18 protein-coding genes are annotated in these 26,716 nt (G+C 59.2%); 7 read left to right on the top strand and 11 right to left on the bottom strand.

Translation table 11 applies throughout. The features are described from left to right. Positions 1 to 3: 3 nt before the first annotated feature. From HMPREF9371_RS00880 to HMPREF9371_RS00865, 4 genes are all read right to left on the bottom strand, one after another. Positions 4 to 2,016, bottom strand: coding sequence for an acetyl-CoA carboxylase biotin carboxylase subunit (locus HMPREF9371_RS00880; protein ID WP_009117902.1), 2,013 nt, complete (start codon positions 2,014 to 2,016; stop codon positions 4 to 6). A gap of 103 nt (positions 2,017 to 2,119) precedes the next feature. Beyond that, positions 2,120 to 2,920: an enoyl-CoA hydratase/isomerase family protein gene (locus tag HMPREF9371_RS00875; RefSeq protein WP_009117901.1), complete on the bottom strand. Its 801-nt coding sequence runs from the start codon at positions 2,918 to 2,920 to the stop codon at positions 2,120 to 2,122. Positions 2,921 to 3,008: 88 nt separating this feature from the next. Further along, positions 3,009 to 4,619 (bottom strand): carboxyl transferase domain-containing protein, encoded by a 1,611-nt coding sequence (locus HMPREF9371_RS00870; protein ID WP_009117900.1) that lies wholly within the window; start codon positions 4,617 to 4,619, stop codon positions 3,009 to 3,011. Positions 4,620 to 4,779: 160 nt separating this feature from the next. Next, positions 4,780 to 6,513, bottom strand: a complete 1,734-nt coding sequence (locus HMPREF9371_RS00865; protein WP_009117899.1) for an AMP-binding protein — start codon at positions 6,511 to 6,513, stop codon at positions 4,780 to 4,782. Between the two features lie 438 nt (positions 6,514 to 6,951). Between HMPREF9371_RS00865 and greB the strand changes: the two genes are divergently transcribed. From greB to HMPREF9371_RS00845, 4 genes are all read left to right on the top strand, one after another. Further along, positions 6,952 to 7,440 carry a transcription elongation factor GreB gene (gene greB / locus HMPREF9371_RS00860; RefSeq protein WP_009117897.1) on the top strand — a complete coding sequence of 163 codons (489 nt, stop codon included), beginning with the start codon at positions 6,952 to 6,954 and terminating at the stop codon, positions 7,438 to 7,440. A gap of 27 nt (positions 7,441 to 7,467) precedes the next feature. Continuing rightward, positions 7,468 to 9,132, top strand: a complete 1,665-nt coding sequence (locus HMPREF9371_RS12360) for an MFS transporter (RefSeq protein ID WP_009117896.1) — start codon at positions 7,468 to 7,470, stop codon at positions 9,130 to 9,132. Positions 9,133 to 9,198: 66 nt separating this feature from the next. After that, complete coding sequence (locus HMPREF9371_RS12355; RefSeq protein WP_009117895.1) at positions 9,199 to 10,296, top strand: HlyD family secretion protein; 1,098 nt, start codon at positions 9,199 to 9,201, stop codon at positions 10,294 to 10,296. An 86-nt stretch (positions 10,297 to 10,382) separates the two neighbouring features. Beyond that, the gene (locus HMPREF9371_RS00845) at positions 10,383 to 11,819 is read left to right on the top strand and encodes an efflux transporter outer membrane subunit (RefSeq protein WP_232203058.1); all 1,437 of its coding nucleotides are present in this window, start codon (positions 10,383 to 10,385) and stop codon (positions 11,817 to 11,819) included. 66 nt (positions 11,820 to 11,885) lie between these two features. On the opposite strand, the gene sucD is transcribed toward HMPREF9371_RS00845, so the two are convergent. Beyond that, positions 11,886 to 12,776 (bottom strand): succinate--CoA ligase subunit alpha, encoded by an 891-nt coding sequence (gene sucD, locus HMPREF9371_RS00840; RefSeq protein WP_009117893.1) that lies wholly within the window; start codon positions 12,774 to 12,776, stop codon positions 11,886 to 11,888. 10 nt (positions 12,777 to 12,786) lie between these two features. Beyond that, positions 12,787 to 13,953: an ADP-forming succinate--CoA ligase subunit beta gene (gene sucC, locus HMPREF9371_RS00835; RefSeq protein WP_009117892.1), complete on the bottom strand. Its 1,167-nt coding sequence runs from the start codon at positions 13,951 to 13,953 to the stop codon at positions 12,787 to 12,789. A gap of 416 nt (positions 13,954 to 14,369) precedes the next feature. On the opposite strand from sucC, the gene miaB reads away from it, so the two are divergent. Next, positions 14,370 to 15,701 (top strand): tRNA (N6-isopentenyl adenosine(37)-C2)-methylthiotransferase MiaB, encoded by a 1,332-nt coding sequence (miaB, locus tag HMPREF9371_RS00830; protein ID WP_009117890.1) that lies wholly within the window; start codon positions 14,370 to 14,372, stop codon positions 15,699 to 15,701. Between the two features lie 382 nt (positions 15,702 to 16,083). Here miaB and HMPREF9371_RS00825 read toward each other — a convergent pair whose 3' ends face one another. From HMPREF9371_RS00825 to rarD, 3 genes are all read right to left on the bottom strand, one after another. After that, complete coding sequence (locus HMPREF9371_RS00825; RefSeq protein ID WP_009117888.1) at positions 16,084 to 16,608, bottom strand: hypothetical protein; 525 nt, start codon at positions 16,606 to 16,608, stop codon at positions 16,084 to 16,086. Positions 16,609 to 16,645: 37 nt separating this feature from the next. Beyond that, positions 16,646 to 17,818: a radical SAM family heme chaperone HemW gene (gene hemW, locus HMPREF9371_RS00820; RefSeq protein ID WP_009117887.1), complete on the bottom strand. Its 1,173-nt coding sequence runs from the start codon at positions 17,816 to 17,818 to the stop codon at positions 16,646 to 16,648. 257 nt (positions 17,819 to 18,075) lie between these two features. Further along, on the bottom strand, positions 18,076 to 18,972 hold the full coding sequence (gene rarD / locus HMPREF9371_RS00815) for an EamA family transporter RarD (RefSeq protein ID WP_009117885.1): 897 nt from the start codon (positions 18,970 to 18,972) through the stop codon (positions 18,076 to 18,078). Between the two features lie 167 nt (positions 18,973 to 19,139). On the opposite strand from rarD, the gene HMPREF9371_RS00810 reads away from it, so the two are divergent. After that, positions 19,140 to 19,607, top strand: coding sequence for an Lrp/AsnC family transcriptional regulator (locus HMPREF9371_RS00810; protein WP_009117884.1), 468 nt, complete (start codon positions 19,140 to 19,142; stop codon positions 19,605 to 19,607). 146 nt (positions 19,608 to 19,753) lie between these two features. On the opposite strand, the gene dnaE is transcribed toward HMPREF9371_RS00810, so the two are convergent. Next, the gene (gene dnaE, locus HMPREF9371_RS00805) at positions 19,754 to 23,191 is read right to left on the bottom strand and encodes a DNA polymerase III subunit alpha (protein ID WP_009117883.1); all 3,438 of its coding nucleotides are present in this window, start codon (positions 23,189 to 23,191) and stop codon (positions 19,754 to 19,756) included. 105 nt (positions 23,192 to 23,296) lie between these two features. After that, positions 23,297 to 24,106 carry a zinc transporter ZupT gene (gene zupT, locus HMPREF9371_RS00800; protein ID WP_040660576.1) on the bottom strand — a complete coding sequence of 270 codons (810 nt, stop codon included), beginning with the start codon at positions 24,104 to 24,106 and terminating at the stop codon, positions 23,297 to 23,299. Between the two features lie 386 nt (positions 24,107 to 24,492). Here zupT and HMPREF9371_RS00795 point away from each other — a divergent pair, with 386 nt between their 5' ends. Further along, positions 24,493 to 26,640, top strand: a complete 2,148-nt coding sequence (locus HMPREF9371_RS00795; protein ID WP_009117881.1) for an AsmA family protein — start codon at positions 24,493 to 24,495, stop codon at positions 26,638 to 26,640. Positions 26,641 to 26,716 lie beyond the last annotated feature (76 nt).

The following is a 26,716-nucleotide window of genomic DNA, read 5'->3' as shown; positions in this document are numbered from 1 at the left end:
CCTTTATTCGGCCTGGCTCAGTTTCAGCAATTCGTCGCCGTCGGCCACCAAATCGCCGGCGGCAAACAGGATTTCGGCCACCACGCCGTCGGCCGGCGCGGAAATGGTGTGCTCGATTTTCATGGCTTCGATGACGGCAAGCGGCTGGCCTTTGCTCACTTTGTCGCCCGGCTGCACGGCAAACGACACCACTTTGCCCGGCATCGGCGAGGTGAGGCGGCCGCCGTCTTGCGCTTCTTCGCCGGTGTGCGCCATGTCGTCAATGAGGCGGATGCGGCTGCTGCCGTACATGCTGAACACATGCACGTCTTCGCCGTGCGTCCAGTATTGCAGGCGGCGCTGGGCCTTGTTGAGGGTGATGGTGGCGGTGTGGTCGTTGCTGGCGCGGAAGGCATAGCGACCTTCAAACACGGTTTCGCCGTTGCGGCTGATGCTCAGGTTTTGGCTGCCGTCGTGGTTGAAGCAGACTTGGGCTTTCAGCGCTTCGCCGTTGTAGTCTAAGCTGAAGCCGCGCAGATAATCGGTATACGGACGCCAGCCGTCGGTGTGGGTGAAGGGGTCTTGGCCTTGTGCGGCATGCTCGTGGCTGAGCGCCTGGGTCAGCGCGGCGGCCACGGCCCATTCGGTGTCGAGGCCGGGCTGGTCGAACAGCGCCGCTTTTTCGCGCTCGATCAGGGCGGTATCGAGATTGGCGCCGCTGAAAGACTCGGTGGCGAGAATATGGCGCAGGAAAGCCACGTTGTTGGGCAGACCGACAATGCGGGTGTCGGCCAGCGCATTGTCGAGCTTAGCCAGCGCTTCGCCGCGGCTGGGCGCGTGCACGATGAGCTTGGCAATCATCGAATCGTAATACTGGCTGATGGTGTCGCCTTCGCGCACGCCGTCATCCACCCGCACGGAGGCTACCTGAAAAGCCTCGTGCTCGGGTTTGCGGTAGGTCACCAGCGTGCCGGTGGCCGGCAGGAATTGGTTGTCCGGGTTTTCGGCGCAGATACGCGCTTCGATGGCGTGGCCGGTGATTTTTAGCTCCTCTTGGGTTTTCGGCAGCTTTTCGCCGGCCGCCACCCGCAGCTGCCATTCCACCAGATCGGTGCCGGTGATGGCTTCGGTAACCGGGTGTTCCACCTGCAGGCGGGTGTTCATTTCCATGAAGTAGAAAGTCATCTGGCCGTCACGCTGCTCCACGATGAATTCCACCGTGCCGGCGCCCACATAGTTCACGGCTTTGGCCGCCGCCACGGCGGCGGCGCCCATTTCGGCGCGCATCTGCTCGGAAACGCCGGGCGCCGGCGCTTCTTCCAACACTTTTTGGTGGCGGCGCTGCACCGAGCAGTCGCGCTCGAAAAGATGCACGTAGTTGCCGTGGGTGTCGCCGAAAATCTGGATTTCGATGTGGCGCGGTTTGAGCACGTATTTTTCTACCAGCACGGCATCGTTGCCGAAGCTGTTTTGCGCTTCGCGGCGGCAGGATTCGAGATTGGCGAGGAAGTCTTCGCTGCGCTCCACCATGCGCATGCCTTTGCCGCCGCCGCCGGAGCTGGCTTTGATCAGCACCGGATAGCCGATGGCGTCGGCCTGCTGTTTGAGGAAATCCGCATCCTGATTGCTTTCGTGGTAGCCCGGCACCAGCGGCACGCCGGCCTGCTGCATCAGCTGTTTGGATTCGGCTTTCAAACCCATGGCTTTGATGGCGGATGCGGGCGGGCCGATGAAGACCAAACCAGCATCGGCACAGGCCTGGGCAAACTGTTCGTTTTCGCTGAGGAAGCCGTAACCGGGGTGGATGGCTTCGGCGCCGGTGTCTTTAGCGGCCTGAATCACGCGCTCCCACAACAAATAGCTTTCTTTGGGCGCGCTGCCGCCGATGTGCACGGCTTCGTCGCAGGCGGCCACGTGTTTGGCCTCCGCATCGGCATCGGAATACACGGCAACGGTGCGCACCCCGAGTTTGCGGGCAGTGGCGGCCACGCGGCAGGCGATTTCGCCGCGGTTGGCAATCAGGATTTTTTTAAACATGGTTTTCCTTTGTCGGTGATTTTTCTTGTGTCCGTTCGGTCGGGCGGGCTACCTGAAAAGCCCGTGGTGGTTTGCTGGGGCGGCGTTCAGGTAGCCTGTTGTTTTACTCGGCCGGCTTTTCGGGCAGCCAGTTGGGCTTGCGCTTTTGCAAGAAAGACTGCACGCCTTCTTTGCCTTCGTCGGAAGCGCGGATATCGGCAATACCGGCCACGGTTTGCGCGATCAGATCGGGCGTGATGTCGGCATGGGCCACGTCCAGCACCAGCTGTTTGCAGGTTTTCACCGCTTCGGGGCCGGCGTTGACCAGCGCTTTGGTGACCGCAGCCACAGCATCGGCCAGCCCGGCGGCGGGCACAGTTTGGTGGACGAAGCCGATTTGTTCGGCTTTGGCGGCGTCAAACACTTCGGCGGTGAGGAAATAACGATGGGCAGCGCGCGGCCCCATGGCGCGGATCACATAGGGGCTGATGGTAGCGGGCACCAGACCGAGCTTCACTTCGCTCAGGCAGAAATGGGCGTCTTCCACCGCAATGGCGATGTCGCAGGCGGACACCAAGCCCATGCCGCCGGCGTACACGTCGCCCTGAACGGCGGCAACCGTGGGTTTGGGGCAGGTGTAGATGACGCGCAGCATTTCCGCCAGCGCGCCGGCGTCGGCCAGGTTTTCTTCGCGGGTGTAATCGGCCATGCGGCGCATCCAGTTGAGGTCGGCACCGGCGCAGAAGGCTTTGCCTTCGGCCGCCAGCACCACGGCGCGCACGTCGGGGTTTTGGCCGCATTCGGTGAAGGCTCGGGTCAGCTCGGCAATCACTTCGTCGTTGAAGGCATTGCGTTTGTCGGGGCGGTTGAGGGTGATGGTGGCCACATGGCGGCTGATGTCGATCAACAGGGTTTGGTAAGACATAATACTTCCCTAGCGTATGGTGGTTGCGGTTTGACGGCAGTATTTCAGGTAGCCTGCACGATGCATCGGCAGGCTACCTGAAAGCCGTTTACATACGGAAGACGCCGAATTTCGGCTCGCCGATGGGCGCGTTGTAGGCCGCGCTCAAGCCGAGCGCCAGCACGCGGCGGGTGTCGGCCGGGTCGATGACGCCATCGTCCCACAAACGGGCGCTGGCGTAATAGGGATGGCCCTGTTTCTCGTATTGCTCGCGCACCGGGGCTTTGAAGGCTTCCTCTTCCTCGGCGCTCCACGTGCCGCCGCTGCGCTCGATGTTGTCGCGCTTCACGGTGGCCAACACGGAAGCCGCCTGTTCGCCGCCCATCACGGAAATGCGGGCGTTCGGCCACATCCACAGGAAGCGCGGCGAATAGGCGCGTCCGCACATGCCGTAGTTGCCGGCGCCGAAGCTGCCGCCCACAATCACGGTGAATTTCGGCACATTGGCGTTGGCCACCGCCATCACCATTTTGGCGCCGTGGCGGGCAATGCCTTCGTTTTCGTATTTGCGGCCCACCATAAAGCCGGTGATGTTTTGCAGGAACACCAGCGGAATCTTGCGTTGGCAGCACAGCTCGATGAAGTGGGTGCCTTTCTGCGCCGATTCGCTGAACAGAATGCCATTGTTGGCGATGATGCCCACCTTCATGCCCTCGATGCGGGCAAAACCGCACACCAGCGTGGTGCCGAAACGGGCTTTGAATTCGTCCAATTCGCTGTTGTCCACAATGCGGGCGATGATTTCACGCACGTCAAACGGCTTGCGGGTGTCGGTGGGAATGATGCCGTACAGCTCTTTGGCGTCGTATTTGGGCGGCACCGGCTCGGCCTGGTTCGGCAGCGGGGCTTTCTGTTTGTTCAGGTTGCCCACCACTTGGCGCGCCAAAGCCAACGCATGCAAATCGTTTTGCGCCAGATGGTCGGCCACGCCGGAGAGACGGGTGTGCACATCGCCACCGCCCAAATCTTCGGCGCTCACTTCTTCGCCGGTGGCGGCTTTTACCAAGGGCGGGCCGCCGAGGAAAATGGTGCCCTGCTCTTTCACGATAATGGATTCGTCGCTCATGGCCGGCACATAGGCGCCGCCGGCGGTACAGCTGCCCATTACCACGGCGATTTGGGCAATGCCGTCGGCACTCATATTGGCCTGGTTGTAGAAAATACGGCCGAAGTGTTCTTTGTCGGGAAACACGTCGTCTTGATTGGGCAGGTTGGCGCCGCCGGAATCCACCAGATACACGCAAGGCAGGCGGTTTTCGCGGGCGATTTCCTGGGCGCGCAGGTGTTTTTTCACCGTCATCGGGTAGTAGGTGCCGCCTTTCACGGTGGCGTCGTTGCAGACAATCATGCATTCGATGCCATTGATGCGGCCGATGCCGGCAATCACGCCGGCGGCGGGAATGTCGGCGCCGTACATGCCGAAAGCGGCCAGCGGCGACAGTTCGAGGAAGGGTGTACCCGGGTCCAGCAGGCGTTCCACACGCTCGCGCGGCAGCAGTTTGCCGCGGGACAAATGTTTTTGGCGGGACGCTTCGCTGCCGCCCAAGGCGATGCGGCTCAGATGGGCGTGGAGATCGTCCACCAATGCCTGCATGGCGGCGGCGTTTTGTTGGAAATCGGCGGAACGGGGATTGAGTTTGCTGACAATGGAATGGCTCATAATTGCTGTGTTTCTCTCTTTTTATGATGGTATCAACCGGAGCGGCCGGACTCGTTTACATCTTATCGGAAATCAGAGGTTTCAGGTAGCCTTCAGCCGGCAGAGACGGCAGAAAAAGACGGCCTGCCGCTTCGCTCGGAAACGGCAGGCTACCTGAAGCCTACTCCAGCCCCAGTTCCTCTTTCATCGCTTGAACAATCTTGAATTTTTGGATTTTGCCGGAAACCGTCATCGGAAACTCTTTCACGAAACGGATGTATTGCGGCACTTTGTAGTGGGCAATATTGCCTTTGCAGAATTCGCGCACGCCTTCTTCGTCGAGCGTATGGCCTTCCTTCACGATGATCCAAGCGGCCAGCACTTCGCCGAAGTGGGCATCGGGCACGCCGACGATTTGTACGTCTTGAATGGATTCATGGCGGTAGAGGAAGCCTTCGATTTCGGTGGGGTAGATGTTTTCGCCGCCGCGGATCACCATGTCTTTGATGCGGCCGACGATTTTCACGTAGCCGTCTTCATCCATGGTGGCCAAATCGCCGGTGTGCATCCAGCCGTCGCGGATGGCGTCACGGGTTTGCGCCTCGCTGCCCCAATAGCCTTGCATTACGGAGTAGCCTTTGGTGCACAGTTCGCCGGATTCGCCGCAGGGCACGATCTCGCCGGTGATCACATCGACGATTTTCACTTCCAGATGCGGCTGCACCAAGCCCACGGTGGACACGCGCTTGTCGATGGGGGTGGCCGGCGAACTTTGGCAGGATACCGGGCTGGTTTCGGTCATGCCGTAGGCAATGGTGATTTCGTCCAGGTGCATTTCCTGATTCACACGCTTCATTACTTCAATCGGGCAGCTGGAACCGGCCATGATGCCGGTGCGCAGGCTGCTCAAGTCAAATTCTTTGAAACGCGGATGGTTGAATTCGGCGATAAACATGGTGGGCACGCCGTGCAGGCCGGTACACTTTTCTTGCTCCACCGTTTCCAACACGGTCAGCGGGTCGAAACCATCGTTCGGGTACACGATGCAGCCGCCGTGGGTCATGATGGCGAGTACGCCCAACACCATGCCGAAGCAGTGGTACATCGGCACGGGAATGCACAGGCGGTCTTCGTGGGTGAGGTACATGGCCTCGCCGATGAAGAAACCGTTGTTCAGAATATTGCGGTGGGTCAGCGTGGCCCCTTTGGGTGCGCCGGTGGTGCCGCTGGTGAATTGGATATTGATGGGGTCGTGGCGGTCGAGCGTGGCCATGCGTTCGGCCACGGCCGGATCGTCGGCATCGCCGGTGGCCATCCAGTCGGAGAATTTGTCGATGCCGGCGAAGGTTTCGCTGTCGCCCGCTTCGTCAAACCACACAATGCGCTCCAGCATCGGCGCTTTTTCCGGCTTCAGGCTACCTGAAGGCTGGCTGGCGGTTTCCGGCACCAATTCCTGCAGCATGCCCACATAATCGCTGGTTTTGAAGCGGCGCATGGCCACAATGGCTTTACAGCCCACTTTGTTCAGCGCGTATTCCAGCTCGAACAGGCGGTAGGCGGGGTTGATGTTGACCAGAATCACGCCGGTTTTGGCGCAGGCCAGCAGCATCACCACCCACTGGTAATTGTTGTGCGACCAAATGCCGATGCGGTCGCCTTTTTGCAGGCCGCTTTTGATGAAGGCGCTGGCCAAACGGTTGGCTTCCGCCTGCAATTGTTTGAAGGTAAACCGCTTGTTTTGATGAACGCTGACCAAGGCTTCGCGGTCGGGATAGGTTTGCACCAGTTCGTCAAACAATTCGCCGATGGTCTGTTCGATCAGCGGCGTATCAGTCGGGCCTTTGTCGTAGCTGAGTTTCAGGGGGGCATTGGCAGATTTGTCGCCGTAGCGTGCAATCGGGGTGGGCAAAGCCATAATGCGGTTTCTCCTTGTGCAGATGTTTACTTCAATGCCGGCAAAACTGCCGGCACAGGCTGGATGGTCGATATCTGAAGTAATGTGTGTTTGTTTATATTATTTTTAGAATGGTTTTTTCACTCTACAACACAAATTAAAGCGACTTTACCGATGGCTGTCAACGCCAAACGTACTGCCTGGCGGAATCATCAAAATCAAACGATTTTTTTCAATAATTTTTCAATGGATTTGCCTGCCCGGCCAACGCAGATTTTTTTCAATCGATAATATATGAAATTTCAGCCCAAATACGGCATTCCCTGTCGACTTCCGCCTGTCTTGGCCCAATCCACAGCCCCATGCTGCCGGCCGCTTTCAGGTAGCCTGAAGCCTTTGTCTGGACCAACGGTAGGCGTTACAATCGTGCGCTGATTACCCCGTTTTTAGCCTAACTGTATGGAACACACCCCCAACTACCTCACGCCTGTCGGTTGGCAGGCCCTGAAAGACGAGCTGTATCAGCTGGTGAACAAAGAGCGTCCCGAAATCGTGCAAATCGTCAACTGGGCCGCCGGCAACGGCGACCGCAGCGAAAACGGCGATTATCTTTACGGCAAACGGCGGATGCGCGAAATCGACCGCCGCATCCGTTTTCTCACCAAACGCTTGGAAGCCGCGCAAGTGGTTGACCCCGAAAACCGCGAACCGACCGACCAGATTTTCTTCGGCGCCACGGTGGAGATTCTGCGCGGCGACGGCCAGGAACAAACCGTGCGCATTGTCGGCGTGGACGAAATCGACACCGCCCGCAACAAAATTTCCTGGATTTCGCCGCTGGCGCGCACCCTGCTCAAAGCGCGCGAAGGCGACGAAGTGGTGTTCCACGGCCCGGATGGACGGGAAGACATCGAAATCTTGTCGGTGGCTTACGTCAAAATCGACTGATCCTGCCGCCACCGAGAAAGCGCTCCCATGAATTTCCAAGCCGACGGTTATCTATTCAAACCGCACGAGCAGCCCATCATGGCCGGCTCGCCCGCCTCGCCCGACCATCCGGCGCGGCGGCGTTTGGCTTATCTCTTGATCGGCCTTTTGCTGGCCGCCACGGCCGGCCTGCAAAACGGTTTGCTGATGGCCGCCCTGCCGCAGTTGCGCGGGCTGCTCGGCTTGTCGCCGCAGGAAGGCGGCTGGATTCAGGTAGCCTATTACATGACTTATGCCTGCATGAGTATTCTGCTGTTTAGGGTGCGCCAGCATTATGGCCTGCAGCGTTTTGTGCGGCTTACCCTGCTGCTGCTTTTGGCCGGCAATCTGTTGCAGGTGGTGTTTGAAAGCTATTTGGTCGAACTGCTCGCGCGCTCGGCCTCGGGGATTGCGGCCAGCGGACTGTTGGTATTGGCGGTGTTTTATCTGATGCAGGCCTTTACCGGCCAAGCCAAGCTGGCCGGCTTGGCGCTGGCTTTGGGCGTGATGCAGTTCGGCACGCCGCTGGCGCAAGTGTGGGTGCCGTTTCTGTTTGCCGCCGGCGGCATGCCGGCGGTGTTCGCGCTGCAGCTGGCCCTCACCCTGCTCTGCATCGGCCTGGTCATCCGTCTGCCGCTGCCGCCCGCCCCCACCGTCCGGGTAATGAGTTGGCTGGATTGGTTCAGCTTTGCCCTGTTTGCCTCCGGCATCGCTTTGTTGTGCGCGTTTTTGGTGCAGGGCCGCATTGTCTGGTGGACCACTTCCTGGCTGGGCTATCTGCTGGCCGGCGGCATCGCGCTCACCGGCACGGCGCTGTTGATCGAATGGCGGCGCAGCAAACCCATGTTGGACTTGCGCTGGATCGGGGCGCCGCAGATTCTGGCTTTCGGCCTCACCGGCGCCGTGGTGCGCCTGCTGACCTCAGAGCAAACCGTGGGCGCAGCCGGCCTGATGGCGGGTTTGGGCGTGGGCAGCCGCCAAATGGTGGCGTTTTACGGCGTGGTGTTGGCCGCTACCGTTTTCGGCTTGGTACTCAGCTTGGTGCGGCTGGACGTGAACGACATCCGCCGCCCGGTGGTGGTGGCGCTGCTGGGCATTGCCGTCGGCGCTTGGCTCGACATGCATTCCGGCGTGGACACGCGACCCGAACAGCTGTATTTCAGCCAGGCGCTGATTGCGTTTTCGGCCATGTATTTTCTCGGCCCGATGATGCTGGAAGGCATGATCCGCGCCTTGGCCCGCGGGCCGAACTACATCATGAGTTTTTCCGCCGTCTTCGGCCTGTCGCAAACCTTGGGCGGCTTGGCCGGTGCGGCGCTGTGCACAGCCTTTCTCACCGTCCGCACCCGCACGCATCTGGCCGACATCACACCCCACCTCACGTTGACCGACCCCAACGTCGCCCTGCATCTGCACGGCCTCGCCCTCAGCTTGGCGCCGCTTAGCAACGATGCCGCCGTGCTGCAACAGCAGGCCGTCGGCACCTTGTTGCAGCAAGCGGCTACGCAGGCCATGGTGATGGCCTACAACGACTTGTTCGCCTTAATCGGCCTTTTGGCCGCCGCCGCGTTTGTGTGCACCGGCCTGCTGTGGCTTGACCGCCGCCGGCGCGGCATCAACCTGCTGGCAGACGAAATCCAGCGTTTGGAAAGCATGCTGCTGCCGCAAAAATAGCTTTCAGGTAGCCTGTAAACAGCGCCCGCCCCCAAACCCGATTCATGGATACCGATTGGATAGCCGATGAAACCCGAACCCACTCCCCCCGCCGCCGAAAAGGAAACCGAACTGCCTCCCGAGCAGTGGCAGCCGAAAAAACACGGCTTGTTCGGCACGCTCGCCTTCAGCGCCGCCATTTTGGCCGGCGTGGCCGGCGCCCTGTATGCCTGGAAACTGCCGCCTTTTACCAGCAGCACCGTTTCTACCGAAAACGCTTATGTGCGCGGCCAAACCACCGTCATCAGCCCGCGGGTCAACGGCTATGTGAGCGAAGTGCTGGTCAGCGATTTTGCCGAAGTGAAGCAGGGCCAGCCGCTGGTGCGCATCGACGACGCCCCCTATCAGGCCAAAGTGGCACAGGCCAAAGCCGGGCTGGCGGCGCAGGAAGCCAGCCTGTCGAATGTCGGCCAAACCCGCCGTTCGGCCCAAGCGCAGATTCAGGCCAGGCAGGCCGCCTTGGCCAATGCGGAAAACCAGCTGCGCCTGGCTCAGGCCGATGTGCAGCGCCTTAACCGCGTACGCGGCAGCGAAGGCATCGCCGAACGCGAATACGATGCGGCCGCCCGCAACCTGCAGCAGGCCGAAGCCGCCCTGGCTCAGGCCCGCGCCCAATACACCGTGGCGCAACAGGACAGCCTCAGTGTGAACAACGGCCAATCCGGCCTGAAAGCCGGTGTGGACAACGCCCGCGCGCTGTTGGAATTGGCCGAGCAAGAGTTATCCCACACCGTGGTACGCGCCCCTACCGACGGCAAACTCGGCGAATTGGGCGTGAAGCCCGGCCAGCTGGTGTCGGCCGGCAACCAACTGATGTTCCTGGTGCCGCCGCAGCGCTGGGTGGTGGCCAACTTTAAAGAAGCCGATACCGAACACATCCGCGTCGGCCAAGCCGCCGTCATCCGCGTCGATGCCCTCGGCGGGCGCACCTTCAAGGGCAAAGTCAGCCACCTGGCGCCCGCCACCGCCGCCGAATTCAGCATCATCCGCGCCGACAGCGGCAACGGCAACTTCGTCAAAGTCGCCCAACGCATTGCCGTCAAAATCGAGCTGGATGCCGGCCAGCCGGATGTCGAACGCCTGCTGCCCGGTATGTCGGTAGAAGCCGAAGTGGACACCCGCTGATCCGCCCCTATTTTCCCCGCCTGTCGGGCTACCTGAAAGCCTGCTGTTCCTGCTTTCAGGTAGCCTGCTTACCACACCGGATGCCCATGATGCCGCCACCCCGCCTCCTTCCCCTTGCCGCCGCCCTTCTGCTGCTGGCCGGCTGTGCCGCCACCGGCGAACAACCCGCGCTGCGCCAACCTGTCGCCGCCGAATCGCTCGGTCTCAGCCGGCAGCCGCTGGCACCGATTCCCGCCGACTGGTGGCGCGGCCTGAACGACCCCACCCTCAACCGCCTGCTGGAAACCACGCTGCAGCAGTCGCCCGATTTAGACGTGGCCGCCGCCCGTTTGCGGCAGGCACAAGCCGCGATTGAACTGGCCGATTCGCAACTCGGGCCGCAAGCGGCTTTGGCCGCCGACGGCAACGCCATCTACCACGACTCGCTCTCCCAGCGCGCCTCCATCGTCTCCCAACTGTTCGGCGAAACCATCTCGCGCGGCAGCCTGCAGCTGAAAGGCCAATGGTCGCTCGATTTGTGGGGGCAGCACCGCAGCGAATCGGCAGCCGCCCTAGGCAAAGAGCGGGCCACCGCTTACGAAACCGCCCATGCCCGCCTGCTGCTGGCCCAAGCCGTGACCGCGCAATACCTGCAACTGCAGGCCCTGCAAACGCAGCAAGCGCTGCTGCAACAACGGCTGGCCGTGAAAAACGAACAAGAGCCGCTGTTGCGCGACCGCATCCGTGCCGGCTATCTGCCCGCCAGCCAGCTTTACCCGCTGCAGTCCGCACAACGGCAGTTTCAGGTAGCCATCCACGATCTGGATCACAAAGCAGCCCAAATCCGCCATGCCCTCGCCGCCCTCAGCGGCCAAAGCCCGACTGCGCTGGCCGCGCTGACCGCCGAATCGCCCCGCCCGCTGCCGCCGCCTCCGGCCCACACCCTCAGCGCCGATTTATTGGGCAAACGGCCGGACATCGCCGCGCAACGCGCAGCCATTTTGGCGCGCGGTCATTTGGTGGATGCCGCCCGCGCCCGTTTTTACCCCGACATCAAAATCAGCGCGCTGGCCGGCTGGTCCACCATCAAAATCGGCGAACTGCCCTCCTCCCGCTCGCTGATTGCCGGCCTGCTGCCCAGCATCAGCCTGCCCATTTTCACTTCCGGCGCCCTGCGGGCCAATCTGGCCCAAAAACAGGCGGAATTCGACGAACAGGTAGCCCGCTACAACAAAACCGTTTACCAAGCCCTGCGCGAAGCGGCCGATGCACTCAGCCATTACCAAGCCGCCCAAACCGCCGGTCGGCTGCAGCAAGATACCGTCCGCCTGGCTGAACGCAGTGCCGCCGCCGCACGCGACCGTTTCCGCGGCGGCCTGGACACCAAACTGGCCTGGCTCAGCGCACAGGATGAAGTGCTCAACACGCGCAGCCAGCTCGAACAAAGCCGTTTGCAGCAGCGCCTGGCCTGGATCAGCCTGCATACCGCCTTCGGCGGCGGCTTCTCCTCGCCCGATACCCAAGCGGCCGAAACCGCCCGCTAAACCCGCCAGCAAAAATAAAGGCTACCTGAAACCTTTCAGGTAGCCTTTGCCGTTCACCTTTCCGCTTTACAGCATGCCTTTGGCTTTCAACACTTCCAGCATGGTGCTGCCCAATTCGGCCGGGCTGCGGGTGTAGGCCATACCGGCTTTTTCAAAAGCGCGGAATTTCTCTTCGGCCGTGCCTTTGCCGCCGGAAATGATGGCGCCGGCGTGGCCCATGCGTTTGCCCTTGGGCGCGGTTACGCCGGCAATGTAGCCCACCACCGGTTTGCTCACATTGCTTTGGATGAACTCGGCCGCTTCTTCTTCGGCGGTGCCGCCGATTTCACCGATCATGATGATGGCGTCGGTGTCCGGGTCGTCTTGGAACAGCTTAAGGGCGTCGATTTGGTTCATGCCCGGAATCGGGTCGCCGCCGATGCCGATACAGGTCGATTGGCCCAAGCCCAGCTTGGTGGTTTGCGCCACGGCTTCGTAAGTCAGGGTGCCGGAGCGGGAGATGATGCCGATACGGCCGGGTTGGTGGATGTGGCCGGGCATGATGCCGATTTTGCATTCGCCGGGGGTAATCACGCCGGGGCAGTTCGGGCCCACCAGGCGGGTGCCGTTGCCGTTGGTTTCCAGGTAGCGTTTGGCTTTGAGCATGTCCAGCGTGGGCACGCCCTCGGTAATCACCACCACCAGCTGCACGCCGGCATCCACCGCTTCCACGATGGAATCGAGCACAAACGGCGCCGGCACGTAAATCACCGAAGCATCGGCGCCGGTTTCTTTCACCGCTTCTTTCATGGTGTTGAACACCGGCAGGTTGAGATGGGTTTGGCCGCCTTTGCCCGGGGTCACGCCGCCCACCACTTTGGTGCCGTAGGCAATCGCCTGCTCGGAGTGGAAGGTACCGTTTTTGCCGGTAAAGCCCTGTACCAGTACTTTGGTGTCTTTATTAATCAATACGCTCATTGTGTTCTCCTTAGGCTTTTACGGCTGCCACGATTTTTTCGGCGGCGTCATTCAAGCCGTCGGCAGAAGTCAGTTTCAAACCGGATTCGTTCAGAATTTGGGCGCCCAACTCGGCATTGTTGCCTTCCAGGCGCACCACCACCGGCACGGTGACGTTCACTTCTTTCACCGCCGCCACAATGGCCTCGGCAATCATGTCGCAACGCACGATGCCGCCGAAGATGTTGATCAGCACGCCTTGTACCGATTTGTCTTCCAAAATCAGTTTGAAGGCTTCCACCACGCGCTCTTTGGTGGCGCCGCCGCCCACATCGAGGAAGTTGGCCGGTTGGCCGCCTTTCAGTTTGATGATGTCCATGGTGGCCATGGCCAAGCCGGCGCCGTTCACCATACAGCCGATATTGCCTTCCAGGGCCACATAGTTGAGGTCGAATTCAGAGGCTTTCAGCTCGCGCTCGTTTTCTTGCGATTTGTCGCGCAGGGCGGCGATTTTCGGCAGGCGGTACAGCGCATTGCTGTCGATGCCGATTTTGCCGTCCACGCAGGCCAGCTCGCCGTTTTCGCGCACCGCCAGCGGGTTGACTTCAAACAGGGCGAAGTCGTTTTCGATAAAGGCTTGGTAAGCGCCGGTCATCAGCTTCACAAAGGCGTTAATTTGTTTGTCTTTCAGGCCGAGTTGGAACGCCACTTCGCGCGCTTGGCAAGGTTGCAGGCCCACCAGCGGGTCCACGGTGACTTTAAAGATTTTTTCCGGGGTTTCTTCGGCCACTTTCTCGATTTCCACGCCGCCTTCGGTGGAAGCCATAAAGGTCACGCGGCGGGTAGAGCGGTCCACCACCGCGCCCAAATAGAGCTCGGTTTGCACCGGATACATGTCTTCGCATACCAAAACGCTGTTCACCGGCTGGCCGTTGGCGTCGGTTTGGTAGGTCACCAAGTGGGTGCCGATCAGGCTGTCGGCCACTTCTTTGGCCTCTTCGCGGCTTTTCACCACTTTCACGCCGCCGGCTTTGCCGCGGCCGCCGGCATGCACCTGGGCTTTGATCACGGCGAATTTGCCGCCCAATTTATCGTAAGCCGCCGCCGCCTCGTCGCCGTTGGCCGCCAAAATACCGCCCTGAACCGGCAGGCCGTAGCTGGCCAGCAGTTCTTTTGCCTGATACTCATGTAAATTCATCAGAGCTTCCTCATCAAAGGTTTCGGTTAAACACAAATGCGCAGCCGTCGTGCGGCGGCCACGCCAATCTGATACAAGACATAATCTTTCACTGCACGGCGCAGTATAGACCAAAAAGCGGGCGATTTCACGCCCGAATCGGTACGGCTTTCCCTCTCGGAGGCCGGCCGCAAAAGCAAAACAATGTTTTCGCTTGAAAACCTTTTGGGCAGTCTGATTCCCCGCCAACGGCGGCTTGCGGCCCTATCTTATGCGCCCGTCCGCAAGCCAAGCAGCCGCTGCATGGCGCCCGCAAGCTTTACCCGCCTTCCCGACCGTCTAAGCGCCTGTTCAGGCAAAACAATACTGCGTATAATCCGCCATTTTTTGTCCACCTCAGCCCCGCAATTACGGGTTACCTGAAAGAAAACCACACCATGAAAAAAGTATTTATCCGCACCTTCGGCTGCCAAATGAACGAATACGACAGCGAAAAAATGCTGTCGGTGCTGGCCGAAGGCGACGACCTCGTGCAAGTGAGCGAAGCCGAAGAAGCCGACATCATTCTGTTCAACACCTGCTCCGTGCGCGAAAAAGCGCAGGAAAAAGTGTTTTCCGACTTAGGCCGCATCAAACCGCTAAAAGCCAAAAACCCCAACCTCATCATCGGCGTGGGCGGCTGCGTGGCGTCTCAAGAAGGCGAAGCGATTGTGAAACGCGCACCTTATGTGGACGTGGTGTTCGGCCCGCAAACCCTGCACCGCCTGCCGCAGATGATTGTGGACAAGGAAACCACCGGCCTCTCGCAAGTGGATATTTCTTTCCCCGAAATCGAAAAATTCGACCACCTGCCCCCCGCCCGCGTGGAAGGCGGTTCCGCATTCGTCTCGATTATGGAAGGCTGTTCGAAATATTGCAGCTTCTGCGTGGTACCCTACACCCGCGGCGAAGAGTTTTCGCGCCCCTTAAACGACGTGCTCACCGAAATCGCCAATCTCGCCCAACAAGGCGTGAAAGAAATCAATCTGCTGGGGCAAAACGTGAATGCCTACCGCGGCGCAATGGACGACGGCGGCATTTGCGACTTCGCCACCCTGCTGCGCATCGTGCATGAAATCCCCGGCATCGAGCGCATGCGTTTCACCACCAGCCACCCGCGCGAGTTTTCCGATGCCATTATCGAGTGCTACCGCGACCTGCCCAAGCTGGTATCGCACCTGCATTTGCCGGTGCAAAGCGGTTCCGACCGCGTGTTGAGCGCGATGAAACGCGGCTATACCGCGCTGGAATACAAATCCATCATCCGCAAACTGCGCGCCATCCGCCCCGATTTGTGCTTAAGCTCCGACTTTATCGTCGGCTTCCCCGGTGAAACCGAACGCGAATTCGAGCAAACGCTGAAGCTGGTGAAAGATGTGGCCTTCGATTTGAGCTTCGTCTTCATTTACAGCCCCCGCCCCGGCACGCCGGCCGCCAATCTGCCCGACGACACCCCGCATGAAGAAAAAGTGCGCCGTCTGGAAGCCTTAAACGAAGTGATCGAAGCCGAAACCGCCCGCATCAACCAAAGCATGCTCGGCACGGTGCAACGCTGCTTGGTGGAAGGCATTTCCAAAAAAGACCCCGACCAACTGCAAGCACGCACCGCCAACAACCGCGTGGTGAACTTCACCGGCCACCCGCGCCTGATCAACCAAATGGTGGACCTGGAAATCACCGAAGCCTTCACCTTCTCCCTGCGCGGCAAAATCGTCACCCGAGACGAATAAACCCGCCACATGCCATCGCAATCAAGCAGGGGCTACCTGAAAACATCTCTTTCAGGTAGCCCCTGCTTGATTAACGGCTTAATTCGGATTTTGCTTGCTTCCTCTTCTTTGCCTACTCAGCCCAAAGAAAAGAAATGACCTGAAACCTTTCAATAGCCCTTTGACTCCACACTCATGCCACAAGAGAGCATTTTGGCCTTCAATTCTTCAAACCTACGCTAAGGTCTGTCTATGCTGTAGCTGGTTCTTTTAGGGAGTTATGCTGCTGTGTCTGCGATAAAAATCATTCCGTTATGTTTTTATCGTCTATATTTTCATCATGGCCGTTCATTCTGATAAAAAAACAAATCCTTATTCTTTGGCATATAGGGAACGACTGTATTTATTTTAAAATAATAAAAACAACAGACATCATAAAATAGGCCAAGCAAAGCACTGGCGGAAAAATTTGGGCATAAAAATCCAAGTGATTTTGATGTTTATTGGATTCAGGAAAAAAAGCTTCTACATCATTTTTTAAGTGCATATCGGGAGACAAATAAAAATATGATTTATGCTTATCCGAAATTCTTATCATAAATACTTTTCTAGAGTTATATTGATATAAATTATAATTGAATTGTTTGCCTAACTTTACTTCAATATTATTCCCATCTCTGATCACAATATTTTCATCGGATTTTAGAAAACAAACTTTCTTCATCGTACTTTTCATAACGATGATCAAAAAACCGAATATTATAGAAAGCAATAAAATAATGAATCGTGTTTGACTGACCGTGTCTTCAATATTGATCCATTTCAATATGGATAATGCAATCGGAAAAAGCATACAAATAGTGAACGCACTTGCCCAAAAAGAATATTTCACATCAAAACTGTCAATTCTAATTTCTTGATCTTTCATTTTGATTCATTAGCCTCCATACCCGTGCCGCCACAGCCTACAAAAACAAGGCCAACAAATCGTTTAAAAACCGCCGCCCCAAAGCCGTCGGCCTCAATACGGTCGGGTCGGCATCCAACAGGCTGCGGCTGGTGGCGGTGCCCAAAGCGTGCGCCACCACCGCCAACGGCAGGCCGGTGCGCTCGGCAAACAGAGCGGCGGGCACACCTTGCTTCAGACGCAAAGCGTTCATCATGAACTCAAATGGCAGCTCGCCTGCGGCTACCTGAAACCGCTCCACCGCTGCTTCAGGGCGGCCCTGCATGGCGGCCAGATAGTCTTTCGGGTGGCGGCTGCGGGTGGTGCGTTCGATGCCGGCATGGCTGCTGATTTTGCCGTGTGCACCGGCACCGATGCCCACATAATCGCCGAACTGCCAGTAGTTCAGATTGTGACGGCCGTATTGGCCGTCGCGGGCGAAGGCGCTGGTTTCGTAGTGTTCGAAACCCGCCTGCAGCAAGGTGCGGTGTACGGCTTCTTCAATATCCAAGGCGGCATCGTCGGCGGGCAGATCGGCCGGCGGCCGGTGACCGAAAGCGGTATTCGGCTCCATGGTCAGGTGATAGGCGCTGATGTGGCGTACGCCGGTGGCCACCGCCGTTTCCACATCACGCACCGCCTCGGCCACGCTCTGCCCCGGCAGCGCATACATCAAATCGGCGTTGACCTGTGGAAAAATGCCTAAGGCCGCTTCAACCGCCGCCAGCGCTTCGCCGCCGTTGTGGATGCGGCCGAGGGCGGCGAGCTTGGCGGAATCGAAACTCTGCACCCCGATGGACAACCGCGTCACGCCGGCGTCTGCAAAACCGCGGAACTTCTCGCGTTCAAAGGTACCGGGGTTGGCCTCCATGGTGATTTCCGCGTCCGGCTGCAACCTAAGCAAGGCACGGATGCCGTTGAGCAGGTGCTCGATGGCCGCAGCGGAAAACACGCTGGGCGTGCCGCCGCCGATAAACACCGTCTCCACCGCCCGGCCCCAGATATAGGGCAACTCGTGCTGCAAATCGGTGAGCAAGGCCTGCACATAAGCCGCCTCATCTACGCCCTGCCGGATTTGGTGCGAATTGAAGTCGCAATACGGGCATTTTTGGATGCACCAAGGAATATGGACATACAGCGACAAAGGCGGCAAGGCGGCCAGTTGCGGCGTGTGAACGGCGGAAAGCGGCATAACAAACTCTGGAAAAACGGCAAAGGCTACCTGAAAGTTTCAGGTAGCCTGCCGGAACAATCTGTTGAAGAGCCGGTGCACAGTCTTCTTGTAAAGCGGTTTGAGGCGGCAAAAACCACGCATACCAAAAAGAAGGCGCAGCAGGATGGAATTTCTTGCGAGCCTGCCCGAGCCGCAGGCGGAGATTTTCGCCCCAAACACCGCCGCCATCGAGACTGTGAACAGGCACTAAAAAACGCAGCGATTATAGCCCGACTTCAGGTAGCCTGCCACAGCGGCCGACGCATTTTCAACCAGCCGTCAAACAGGCTCACGCACAAGGCTAGCCAAATCAGACCGTAAGTCAGCAGCGACTGCTCGGCCACCGGCACTTTCAGCAAGGTCACCGACAAGGCAAACAACAGCGCCGGCTCCAAATAGCTCAGCATGCCGAACAGCGGCACCGGCAGCAGCCGGCTGGCGTGCAGGTTCAACTGCATGGAAGCGGCACTGATCAGGCCCAGCAGCGGCACCAACAGCCAATATTTCGACGGCGCGGCCAACTGCCCCAAGCTGCCCTGCTGAACCAGATAAACCAAGGCAAACGGCGCAATCAGGCTCAAATCAATCAACAAGCCGGTTAAAGCCGGCACGCCCTGCTGGCGGCGCAGCAGATAATACACCGGATAGGTAAGGCACACCCACAGCGTGGCCCAAGAAAACGCATGGGTCTGCCACAATTCGTGCGCCACCCCCGCGCCGGCCAAGGCCACCGCCAACCACTGCACCGGCGTCACCTGTTGGCGCAAAAACAGCCAGCCGCACAACACCATCATCAGCGGAAACAGAAAATAGCCCATTGCCACGTCCACACCGTAACCGTTTACCGGCCCCCACATAAACAGCCACAGCTGGCTGGCAATAATCGGCGTGGGCAACACAATCAACAGCCATTTGCGCCAATTGCAGCCGGTTTGACGGATAAAGCGGAAAAAGTCGCCCTGCGAACGGGTGGCAAACAGCAGCAGCCACAAAGCGCCGAGCATGGCCAGCATACGCCAGGCAAACACATCGGTGCCGTTCATCGGAGCCATCCAGCCGCTGTAGAGATACAGCACGCCGAACAGAATATTGGACAATAAAGCCGCCCAAACGCCTTGTTTGATTACATCCATGTTTTCTCAATCTTCAATGCCGAAGCCGTGTGCTTTCAGGTAGCCTGCAGCGGCTGCTTAGGAAAGGCGGCATTATAGAAGCGGACAACAGAGAAAATTTTTCTCATTCTGACAATTTATGAAATAATTTCCCCATCTTTCAAACCTGATGAAAAAATTTACCGAAAATGAGCCAATACGAATTAGACAAACTCGACCGCCAGATTCTCAACGCCCTGCAAAGCGATGCCACCGTGCCGCTGAAGGTGTTGGCCGAACAGCTCAATTCTTCCGTGGCCACCTGCCAGCGCCGTATCAGCCGCATGCAGGCCGACGGCGTGATCACCAAACAGGTGGTGTTGGTGAATCCTGCCGCGGTCGGCCGCAGCCTGAGCGTGTTTGTGGCAGTGGAAATGGACAGCCAAAGCGCTGCTCGCCAAGACGCTTTTGTGCGCAGCATGGAAAAAGAAGCCGATGTGGTAAGCTGCTACGAAATCTCCGGCGAACACGACTATATGCTTTTGGTGCACGCCCGCGACATGGCCGACTACCACCGCTTTACCCGCCGCGTGTTGGTATCCGAAAACAATGTGCGCAGCTTCAAAAGCCAGTTTGTGATGAATTTCAACAAAGTGGAAACCAAAATCAGTTTATAAGATTGGCCCTGCGGCTTTCAGGTAGCCTGAGACCTGAAAGCCGCAGGGCCAGCCTCAGTCACATTCATAAAACGGCGTGGCTCCTGATATAAGGAAACCACGCCGTTTGTATTGCTTACTGCGATGTTGGGGCTACCTGAAAACCGCTACCAGCCCACGCCCACCTGCCGTTCGCCCAACAGGCCGCTGAGAGCCGCCAATAATTCGGGCGTCAGCGCCGGCTGCCATTCCACCTGCGGGATCAGTTCGCCGCGGGCGGTGGCGTTACAGTATTGCAAACGCAGCGGCACGCGCTTGCCTTCGCCGCCCTGATGTTCGCGCAACAGGCCGGCCAAACGGCGGATGTCGTGCTGCGGCTCCAGTTTCAAGGTCAACACGCGGGCGTAACGGCTGCGGGCTTCCTGCAGGGTGTGCACTTGGTTCGCCACGATGCGCAGCCCGTCCTCACCGCCGTAATCGTCTTTACTCACCCGGCATTCGGCAATCAGCACTTGGTCGGCGCGTAAGGTGTCGCGGCCGATTTGCTCCAAGGTTTCGCCGGTTACCATCACTTCCACCCGGCCGCCTTCGTCTTCCAAAGTCACAAAAGTGATCTTGCCGCGCTTGCCCATCATGCTGCGCACCGCAGTGGCGAAACCGGCCACCCGCACGCCGTCTTTCGGTTCGAGCTTGGCCAAGGGCGTGGGCGCCAACTGGCGGACTTCGGCGGCAAAGGGCCCGAAGGGGTGGCCGGAAAAATAAAAGCCCATGGCCTGCTTTTCTTCCATCAGCTGGGTGGCCTCGCTCCAAGCCGGTACCTCCGCCATTTCCACCGGTGCAATCGCGTCTTCGATGAAATCGAACAGGCCGCCTTGGTTGGCATTGTCGGCTTTCTGCTCGGCCTGCGTCATCGCCAGATCGATATTGGCCAGCAGCTTGGCGCGGTTGGGCTCCAAACGGTCGAATGCGCCGGCGCGCACCAAAGCTTCGATGGTGCGGCGGTTGATGTGCTGCTTGCCCACCCGCTCGCAGAAGTCGAACAGGCCGGCAAACGGCCCGCCGCTGTCGCGCGCCGCCACAATCGCCTCCACTGCCGCCTCGCCCGTGCCTTTGATGGCGCCGAGCGCATAGCGGATTTCACGGCGGTTGTTGGGGATAAAGCGGTAGCCGGAAGCATTGACATCCGGCGGCAGGAAGCGGATGCCGTTGGCGCAGGCATCGTCGTAGAAATGCTTGAGCTGGTCGGTGTTGTCCAATTCGCTCGACATGGTGGCCGCCATAAACTCGGCCGGATAATGCGCTTTCAGCCAGGCGGTTTGGTAGGAAATCAGCGCGTAGGCGGCGGCATGCGATTTATTGAAGCCGTAGCCGGCGAACTTTTCCATGTAGTCGAAAATTTCGTCGGCCTTTGCGCGGTCGATGCCCTGCTTGGCCGCGCCCTCGGCAAAAATTTCGCGGTGCTTGGCCATTTCTTCCGGCTTTTTCTTGCCCATCGCGCGGCGCAACAGGTCGGCGCCGCCGAGCGAATAACCGCCGATCACCTGCGCGGCCTGCATCACCTGTTCCTGATACACCATAATGCCGTAAGTGGGTGCCAACACCGGCTCCAACAGCGGGTGCAGGTATTCGAATTTCCCGCCCTTCATGCGGGCGACAAAGTCGGGGATATTGTCCATCGGGCCGGGGCGGTAGAGCGACACAAAGGCAATCAGCTCTTCAAACTTGGTGGTGCGCGCCGTTTTCAGCATTTTTTTCATGCCGGTGGATTCAAACTGAAACACGGCGGTGGTATTGGCTTTGCGGAATACCTCGTAAGCGGTTTGGTCTTCCAGCGAAATGCGGTTGACGTCCACCTCCTCGCCGGTGGTGCTGCGGATGAATTCCTGCGCCATCTCGATGATGGTGAGGTTGCGCAGGCCGAGGAAGTCGAACTTCACCAAGCCGATGTCTTCCACGTCGCCCTTGTCGTACATCGACACCGGCGAGGCGGATTCGTCGGCCTGATACACCGGGCAGAAATCGGCGATTTTTCCCGGCGCAATCAACACCCCACCCGCGTGCATGCCCAGCCCGCGCGTGAGGTCTTCCAGCTTTTTCGCCAGCTCCATCAGCTCTTCGGCTTCTTCTTCCTCAATCAGCTGGGCGATTTCCGGCTCAGCTGCCATCGCCTTTTCCAGACTCAGCGGTTTGTTGGCCTCCAAAGGAATCAGCTTCGAGAGTTTGTCGCACAGGCCGAAAGGCAGCTCCAGCACCCGGCCGACGTCGCGGATCACCGCTTTCGACGACAGCGTGCCGAAAGTCACAATCTGGCTTACCGCGGCAAAACCGTATTTGTCGCGCACATACTCGATTACCCGCCCGCGGTTGCTCTGGCAGAAGTCAATATCGAAGTCGGGCATCGACACCCGCTCCGGATTGAGAAAGCGCTCGAACAGCAGCGCGTATTTGAGCGGATCCAAATCGGTGATGTTCAGGGCATAAGCCACCAGCGAGCCGGCGCCCGAGCCGCGGCCGGGCCCCACCGGGCAACCGTTTTGTTTGGCCCAGTTGATGAAGTCCTGCACGATGAGGAAATAGCCCGGAAAACCCATCTGGATAATGGTTTTCAGCTCGAAATCAAGGCGCTGTTGGTATTCAGGTAGCCTGTCGGCGCGCTCCTGTTCGTTAGGATACAGCTGCGCCATGCGCTGCTGCAGGCCCTCGTTGGCCAGCTGGATCAGATAATCGTCCAAGCTCATGCCGTCGGGCGTGGGAAACTGGGGCAGGAAGTTTTTGCCCAAAGTGAGCGTGAGATTGCAGCGTTTGGCAATCTCCACCGTGTTCTGCAACGCCTCGGGCAAATCGGCAAAACGGGCGGTGACTTCTTCCGGCGAAGCGAAATACTGGCCGGGCGCGAAATCGCGCGGCCTTTTTTTGTCGGACAGCACCCAGCCGCCGGCAATGCACACCCGCGCATCGTGGGCCTTGAAGTCATCGGGGTTGAGAAACTGCGCCGGATGGGTGGCCACCACCGGCAAATTCAATTCCGCCGCCAATGCCACGCTGCCCGACACCGCCGCTTCCCATTCCGGCCGCTCCGGCAACCGCTGCAGCTCCAGATAAAACGCATCAGGAAACCAGGCCGCGTATTTCTGCGCCGCCGCCTTCGCTTCGGCCGCATGGCCGTTGAGCAGCAGCCGGCCGACTTCGCCCAAATGCGCGCCGGACAAACAAATCAGGCCGCTGTTGTCGCCCTCCGCCAGCCAGGCCGGCTCCAGCTCGGCATGGCTGCGGTTGCGGTCTTCGCCCACATAGGCGCGGGTCAGCAGTTCGCACAGACGGCGGTAGCCGGCTTCGTTTTTCACCAGCAGCAGGGCGCGGAAAGGCTGCTCCGGCTGCGCCGCGTTCGCCAGCCACACATCCGCCCCCATCACCGGCTTGATGCCGGCGCCGCGGCAGGCTTTGTAAAACTTGACCAAGCCGAAAGTGTTCATCAAATCGCTGATGCCCAAAGCCGGCAAACCGAAAGCCGCTGCTTTTTTCACCAGCTCTTTGATGCGCAAAGTGCCGTCGGTAATCGAAAATTCGGTGTGCTGTCGCAAGGGGATATACAGGGGCGCGGTCATGTTTTCAGGTAGCCTTATCGGGGAGACGCAAAAAAGGGACGCATTTTACCGCATCCCCTGCCGAGCCACCATTTTCTGCCGTTTAGGCTACCTGAAAGCCGTTGCTCAAAACTGAAACAACACCAAGCTCACCGCAATCACCGCCATGCCGGTGGTGAGGCCGTACACCGTTTCATGGCCGTCCGCATATTGCTTGGCTGCCGGCAACAACTCGTCCAAGGCCAGAAACACCATCACCCCCGCAATCATGCCGAATACGCTGCCGAACACCGCCGGCGACAAATACGGCTGCAAAACCGCATAGCCCAGCAGCGCGCCCAATGGCTCGGCCAAGCCCGACAGCAAACACAGCGACACCGTGAGCAGACGGTTACGGGTGGCAAAATACACCGGCGCCGCAATCGAAATGCCCTCCGGAATATTGTGCACCGCAATCGCCAAAGCCAGCGGCAGGCCCACGGCCGGGTTTTCCAGCGTGGCAAAAAACGTGGCCAAGCCTTCCGGAAAATTGTGTGCCGTGATCGCCAGCGCCGCCATCATGCCCACCCGGCCCACATGTCCGCGGCTCTGCTGCATAAAGGCCGGATCTCCGGCATCCAGGCTGGCGTGCGGATTGGGTATCAGCCTGTCGATCAGCGCCACCGCCGCCAAGCCGGCCAAGAAAGCAAGCGTGGCATAGGCCAAGCCCGACTGCTGCCCGTAGGCCTCGGCAAACGCCTCCACCGACTTGCCGAAAATCTCCGTCAGCGACACATACACCATCGCGCCGCCGGCAAACGCCAAACCGAAAGCCAAAAGGCGCGGATTCGGCCCGCGCGACAAAAACACCCAAATACTGCCCAACACGGTGGCCAAACCCGCCGCCAGCGTGATGCCGAAAGCCGTCGCCAATTGCACGGAAGAAAAATCGCCCATAAAATACACCATGCTTAAATATATAAATGATAATTTTTATCATTTAATTCGGCAAGCAGAATTTCGCCGCCGCACAACCGCGCAGGCGGCGGGCTTTACAACCCCCAGATAGGAATGCCGTTTAAGGCGTAACGGCACAATGAGCGTGAACACCAGAAATCCCGGTGAAACAGACATATCATCATAATAGATGCGCAAGCGAGTGAGCAGTATCCCGAGGGTATCAAGGCACAAGGCGCAAATGCTCCGCAGGGATTTTGCACAGGTCTCAGGCCACCTGAAAGCCGGATCAGCCCAGCCAAAGCGGCCAAAAAACACCAAATGCCTTGCCAGACACCTTCAAGGCCGTTACCCTAGTTTACTGTTTTCACCATGTGCCATCGTCCATGACCCGACTGCTGCAATCCGGTAAATTTTGGCTAAAAAGCCTGACTTGGGGCCTGTTGCTGCCGCTGCTCCTCATCGCCGGTATGCACTCCGGCCTGCACTACTTCTTCAGCGAAACCCGCATTCGCGAAGCCGCCGCCGCAGCCTTTGCCGACACCGGCCAAGAACTCAGCTTCAACGGCACGCACATCACACGCGGCTGGTTCCCCCACCCTTTCTTTACCCTGCACGACGTGCGCCTCAGTCGCCCGCACCAGCCAAACGAAACCGCCTTCCGTGCCGACTCCCTTCAGGTAGCCTTCAGTTGGTCCTCGCTTTGGGGCGATCCAAGCATCCGCCGCATACGGGCCGAAGATGCCGACCTTTATCTGCGCCAAACCGAGCAAGGTGCTTGGCAGATCGCCGACCGTCCGCTGAGTGCCGACGATACCGAAACTATCCTGCCGCAGCGCATCGAACTGATCCAATCTACGCTACACCTGCAAACCCAACACCAACGCTTCAGCCTGCTGCAAACCGAAGGCCATTTCGACCGCTCTGACGGCAGCTTCCATTGGGAGGCCGGCCTGTTTTCACCGCAAGAAGCCCGCCTCAGTCTGTCCGGGCGCTTGGTGGATCAAAGCGCAGAAGTAGCGTTCCAAGCCGCTTCTTTCCTGCCCAACGGCCATCCCTTTACCCTCCGTTGGCAGGGAACGGCCGACATTGAGGCGGAAGCAGGCCGCCTGACCAGCCGCAACGGCAGCCTCAATTTTCACCTTCCCGACACCGGTTTCAACTTGGATGCCCAAACCCAAGGCTGGCAACTTTCCGCCGCCGGCGCCGAGCTGCCCGAAACCCGCTTCGTCTTCCACACCGCCTACGGAGCGCTGGAACACAACGGCAGCGGCAAAATCCGCCGCGCCGCCTACCACAACGACATTCTCCACATCGACAGTTTCCAAGCCGAAACCGCCCTCAGCCAGCACGACAGCCAAACCGCACTCAATCTGAGCGGCAGCTTCACCCGCTACCCCGAAGGCCGTTTCCGCATCGGCAATCTGCACATCGACACCCGCCACACCGCAGGCCCCGGCAGCCTGCCCGCCTTCGTCGGCCATTGGCAGGGACAGATAGAAGGGCCGGCAGCCGACGTTTGGCAGCTGCAGCTACAGGGCAGTTTCGACCACCAACCCGCCCAATTCCAACTGCACGCACGCCAGCAAGAAGGCCTGCCGGTCTTCGACGGTAGGCTGCAACTGGACAAATTGGCGCTCACCCCCTATTTGCCTGAAAACACCCGCGCCGTGAGCCTTTCTGCCGATACCTTCCAATCTTGGCGCCAATTGATGGGCCGCCGCCGGCTGCAGCTGGCCGCCGACATCGGCGTGTTGGAAACCTCCGGCCTGCACATCCAAGACTTCCAAGCACGCTTGAGTGCCGATGCCGAACACATCCGGGCCGAGGCGGTGGAGATGGCGCTGTACGAAGGGCGCGCACTCGGCCATGCCGTCTTGCACAACCGCCCCGTTCCTGAATGGGCCGGAGAAATCCACTTCTCCGACATCCAAATCAAACCCCTGCTGCAAGATGCCTTCCGTTTCAACCACCTCAGCGGCCGCGGCGAAGCCCGCTTCAGCCTCAGTTCCGCCGGCTTGAACTCGCAAGAATGGCTGGCCGGCTTGGGCGGCCGCGCCGAGCTCAGCCTCGAACACGGCGCCTGGCAGGGCATCAACCTGGGCAAGCTGCTCGACCGCCCCGAAGGCGCGCCCGAGCAAAACCTGTTTTTCTACAACGCCGACAGCCGCACGCCCTTCAACCGCTTCCGCATCGAAGCCGACCTCAAAAACGGCGTCGGCCACACGCCCGCCCTCAGCCTGAGCAGCAGCAGCCTCAACCTCAGCGGCCAAGGCAGCTTCGACATTCGCGCACAAACTTTGAACTACGCCCTGCTGGCCAGCGCCGGCCGCAATCTGTGGCTGCCGTTTAAAATCGGCGGCAGCATCAACCGCCCCAGTTTCGCCCTCGATTACGATCGCATCACCGGCGGCCTGCAAACCCCGGAGCAGAAACGCCAAGCCCTGCAGGAAGTGTTCAACCAACAGTGGCAATGGATACAGAAGCTGCCCGAACCGGCTCCCGCAGCCAAAACCGGCCAGCCGCAACCCTAATCTCCCCCTCAAAATGAATCGTCCTTAGGAGCGCGCCATGAACCGCAAAGCCGTGTTGTCCGCCTGAGACCTTTGC

Origin of the sequence: Neisseria shayeganii 871 (genome assembly GCF_000226875.1) — a bacterium.
In the GTDB taxonomy this organism is placed as follows: Bacteria; Pseudomonadota; Gammaproteobacteria; order Burkholderiales; family Neisseriaceae; genus Eikenella; species Eikenella shayeganii.
Note: the sequence above shows the minus strand (reverse complement) of the source record. Positions and strands in the feature narration are given on the sequence as shown.

What these genes read in the sequence shown, in the direction of transcription:
- HMPREF9371_RS00880 (WP_009117902.1), bottom strand. Translation starts at nt 2,016, where the DNA reads ATGTTTAAAAAAATCCTGATTGCCAACCGCGGCGAAATCGCCTGCCGC.
- HMPREF9371_RS00875 (WP_009117901.1), bottom strand. Translation starts at nt 2,920, where the DNA reads ATGTCTTACCAAACCCTGTTGATCGACATCAGCCGCCATGTGGCCACC.
- HMPREF9371_RS00870 (WP_009117900.1), bottom strand. Translation starts at nt 4,619, where the DNA reads ATGAGCCATTCCATTGTCAGCAAACTCAATCCCCGTTCCGCCGATTTC.
- HMPREF9371_RS00865 (WP_009117899.1), bottom strand. Translation starts at nt 6,513, where the DNA reads ATGGCTTTGCCCACCCCGATTGCACGCTACGGCGACAAATCTGCCAAT.
- greB (WP_009117897.1), top strand. Translation starts at nt 6,952, where the DNA reads ATGGAACACACCCCCAACTACCTCACGCCTGTCGGTTGGCAGGCCCTG.
- HMPREF9371_RS12360 (WP_009117896.1), top strand. Translation starts at nt 7,468, where the DNA reads ATGAATTTCCAAGCCGACGGTTATCTATTCAAACCGCACGAGCAGCCC.
- HMPREF9371_RS12355 (WP_009117895.1), top strand. Translation starts at nt 9,199, where the DNA reads ATGAAACCCGAACCCACTCCCCCCGCCGCCGAAAAGGAAACCGAACTG.
- HMPREF9371_RS00845 (WP_232203058.1), top strand. Translation starts at nt 10,383, where the DNA reads ATGATGCCGCCACCCCGCCTCCTTCCCCTTGCCGCCGCCCTTCTGCTG.
- sucD (WP_009117893.1), bottom strand. Translation starts at nt 12,776, where the DNA reads ATGAGCGTATTGATTAATAAAGACACCAAAGTACTGGTACAGGGCTTT.
- sucC (WP_009117892.1), bottom strand. Translation starts at nt 13,953, where the DNA reads ATGAATTTACATGAGTATCAGGCAAAAGAACTGCTGGCCAGCTACGGC.
- miaB (WP_009117890.1), top strand. Translation starts at nt 14,370, where the DNA reads ATGAAAAAAGTATTTATCCGCACCTTCGGCTGCCAAATGAACGAATAC.
- HMPREF9371_RS00825 (WP_009117888.1), bottom strand. Translation starts at nt 16,608, where the DNA reads ATGAAAGATCAAGAAATTAGAATTGACAGTTTTGATGTGAAATATTCT.
- hemW (WP_009117887.1), bottom strand. Translation starts at nt 17,818, where the DNA reads ATGCCGCTTTCCGCCGTTCACACGCCGCAACTGGCCGCCTTGCCGCCT.
- rarD (WP_009117885.1), bottom strand. Translation starts at nt 18,972, where the DNA reads ATGGATGTAATCAAACAAGGCGTTTGGGCGGCTTTATTGTCCAATATT.
- HMPREF9371_RS00810 (WP_009117884.1), top strand. Translation starts at nt 19,140, where the DNA reads ATGAGCCAATACGAATTAGACAAACTCGACCGCCAGATTCTCAACGCC.
- dnaE (WP_009117883.1), bottom strand. Translation starts at nt 23,191, where the DNA reads ATGACCGCGCCCCTGTATATCCCCTTGCGACAGCACACCGAATTTTCG.
- zupT (WP_040660576.1), bottom strand. Translation starts at nt 24,106, where the DNA reads ATGGGCGATTTTTCTTCCGTGCAATTGGCGACGGCTTTCGGCATCACG.
- HMPREF9371_RS00795 (WP_009117881.1), top strand. Translation starts at nt 24,493, where the DNA reads ATGACCCGACTGCTGCAATCCGGTAAATTTTGGCTAAAAAGCCTGACT.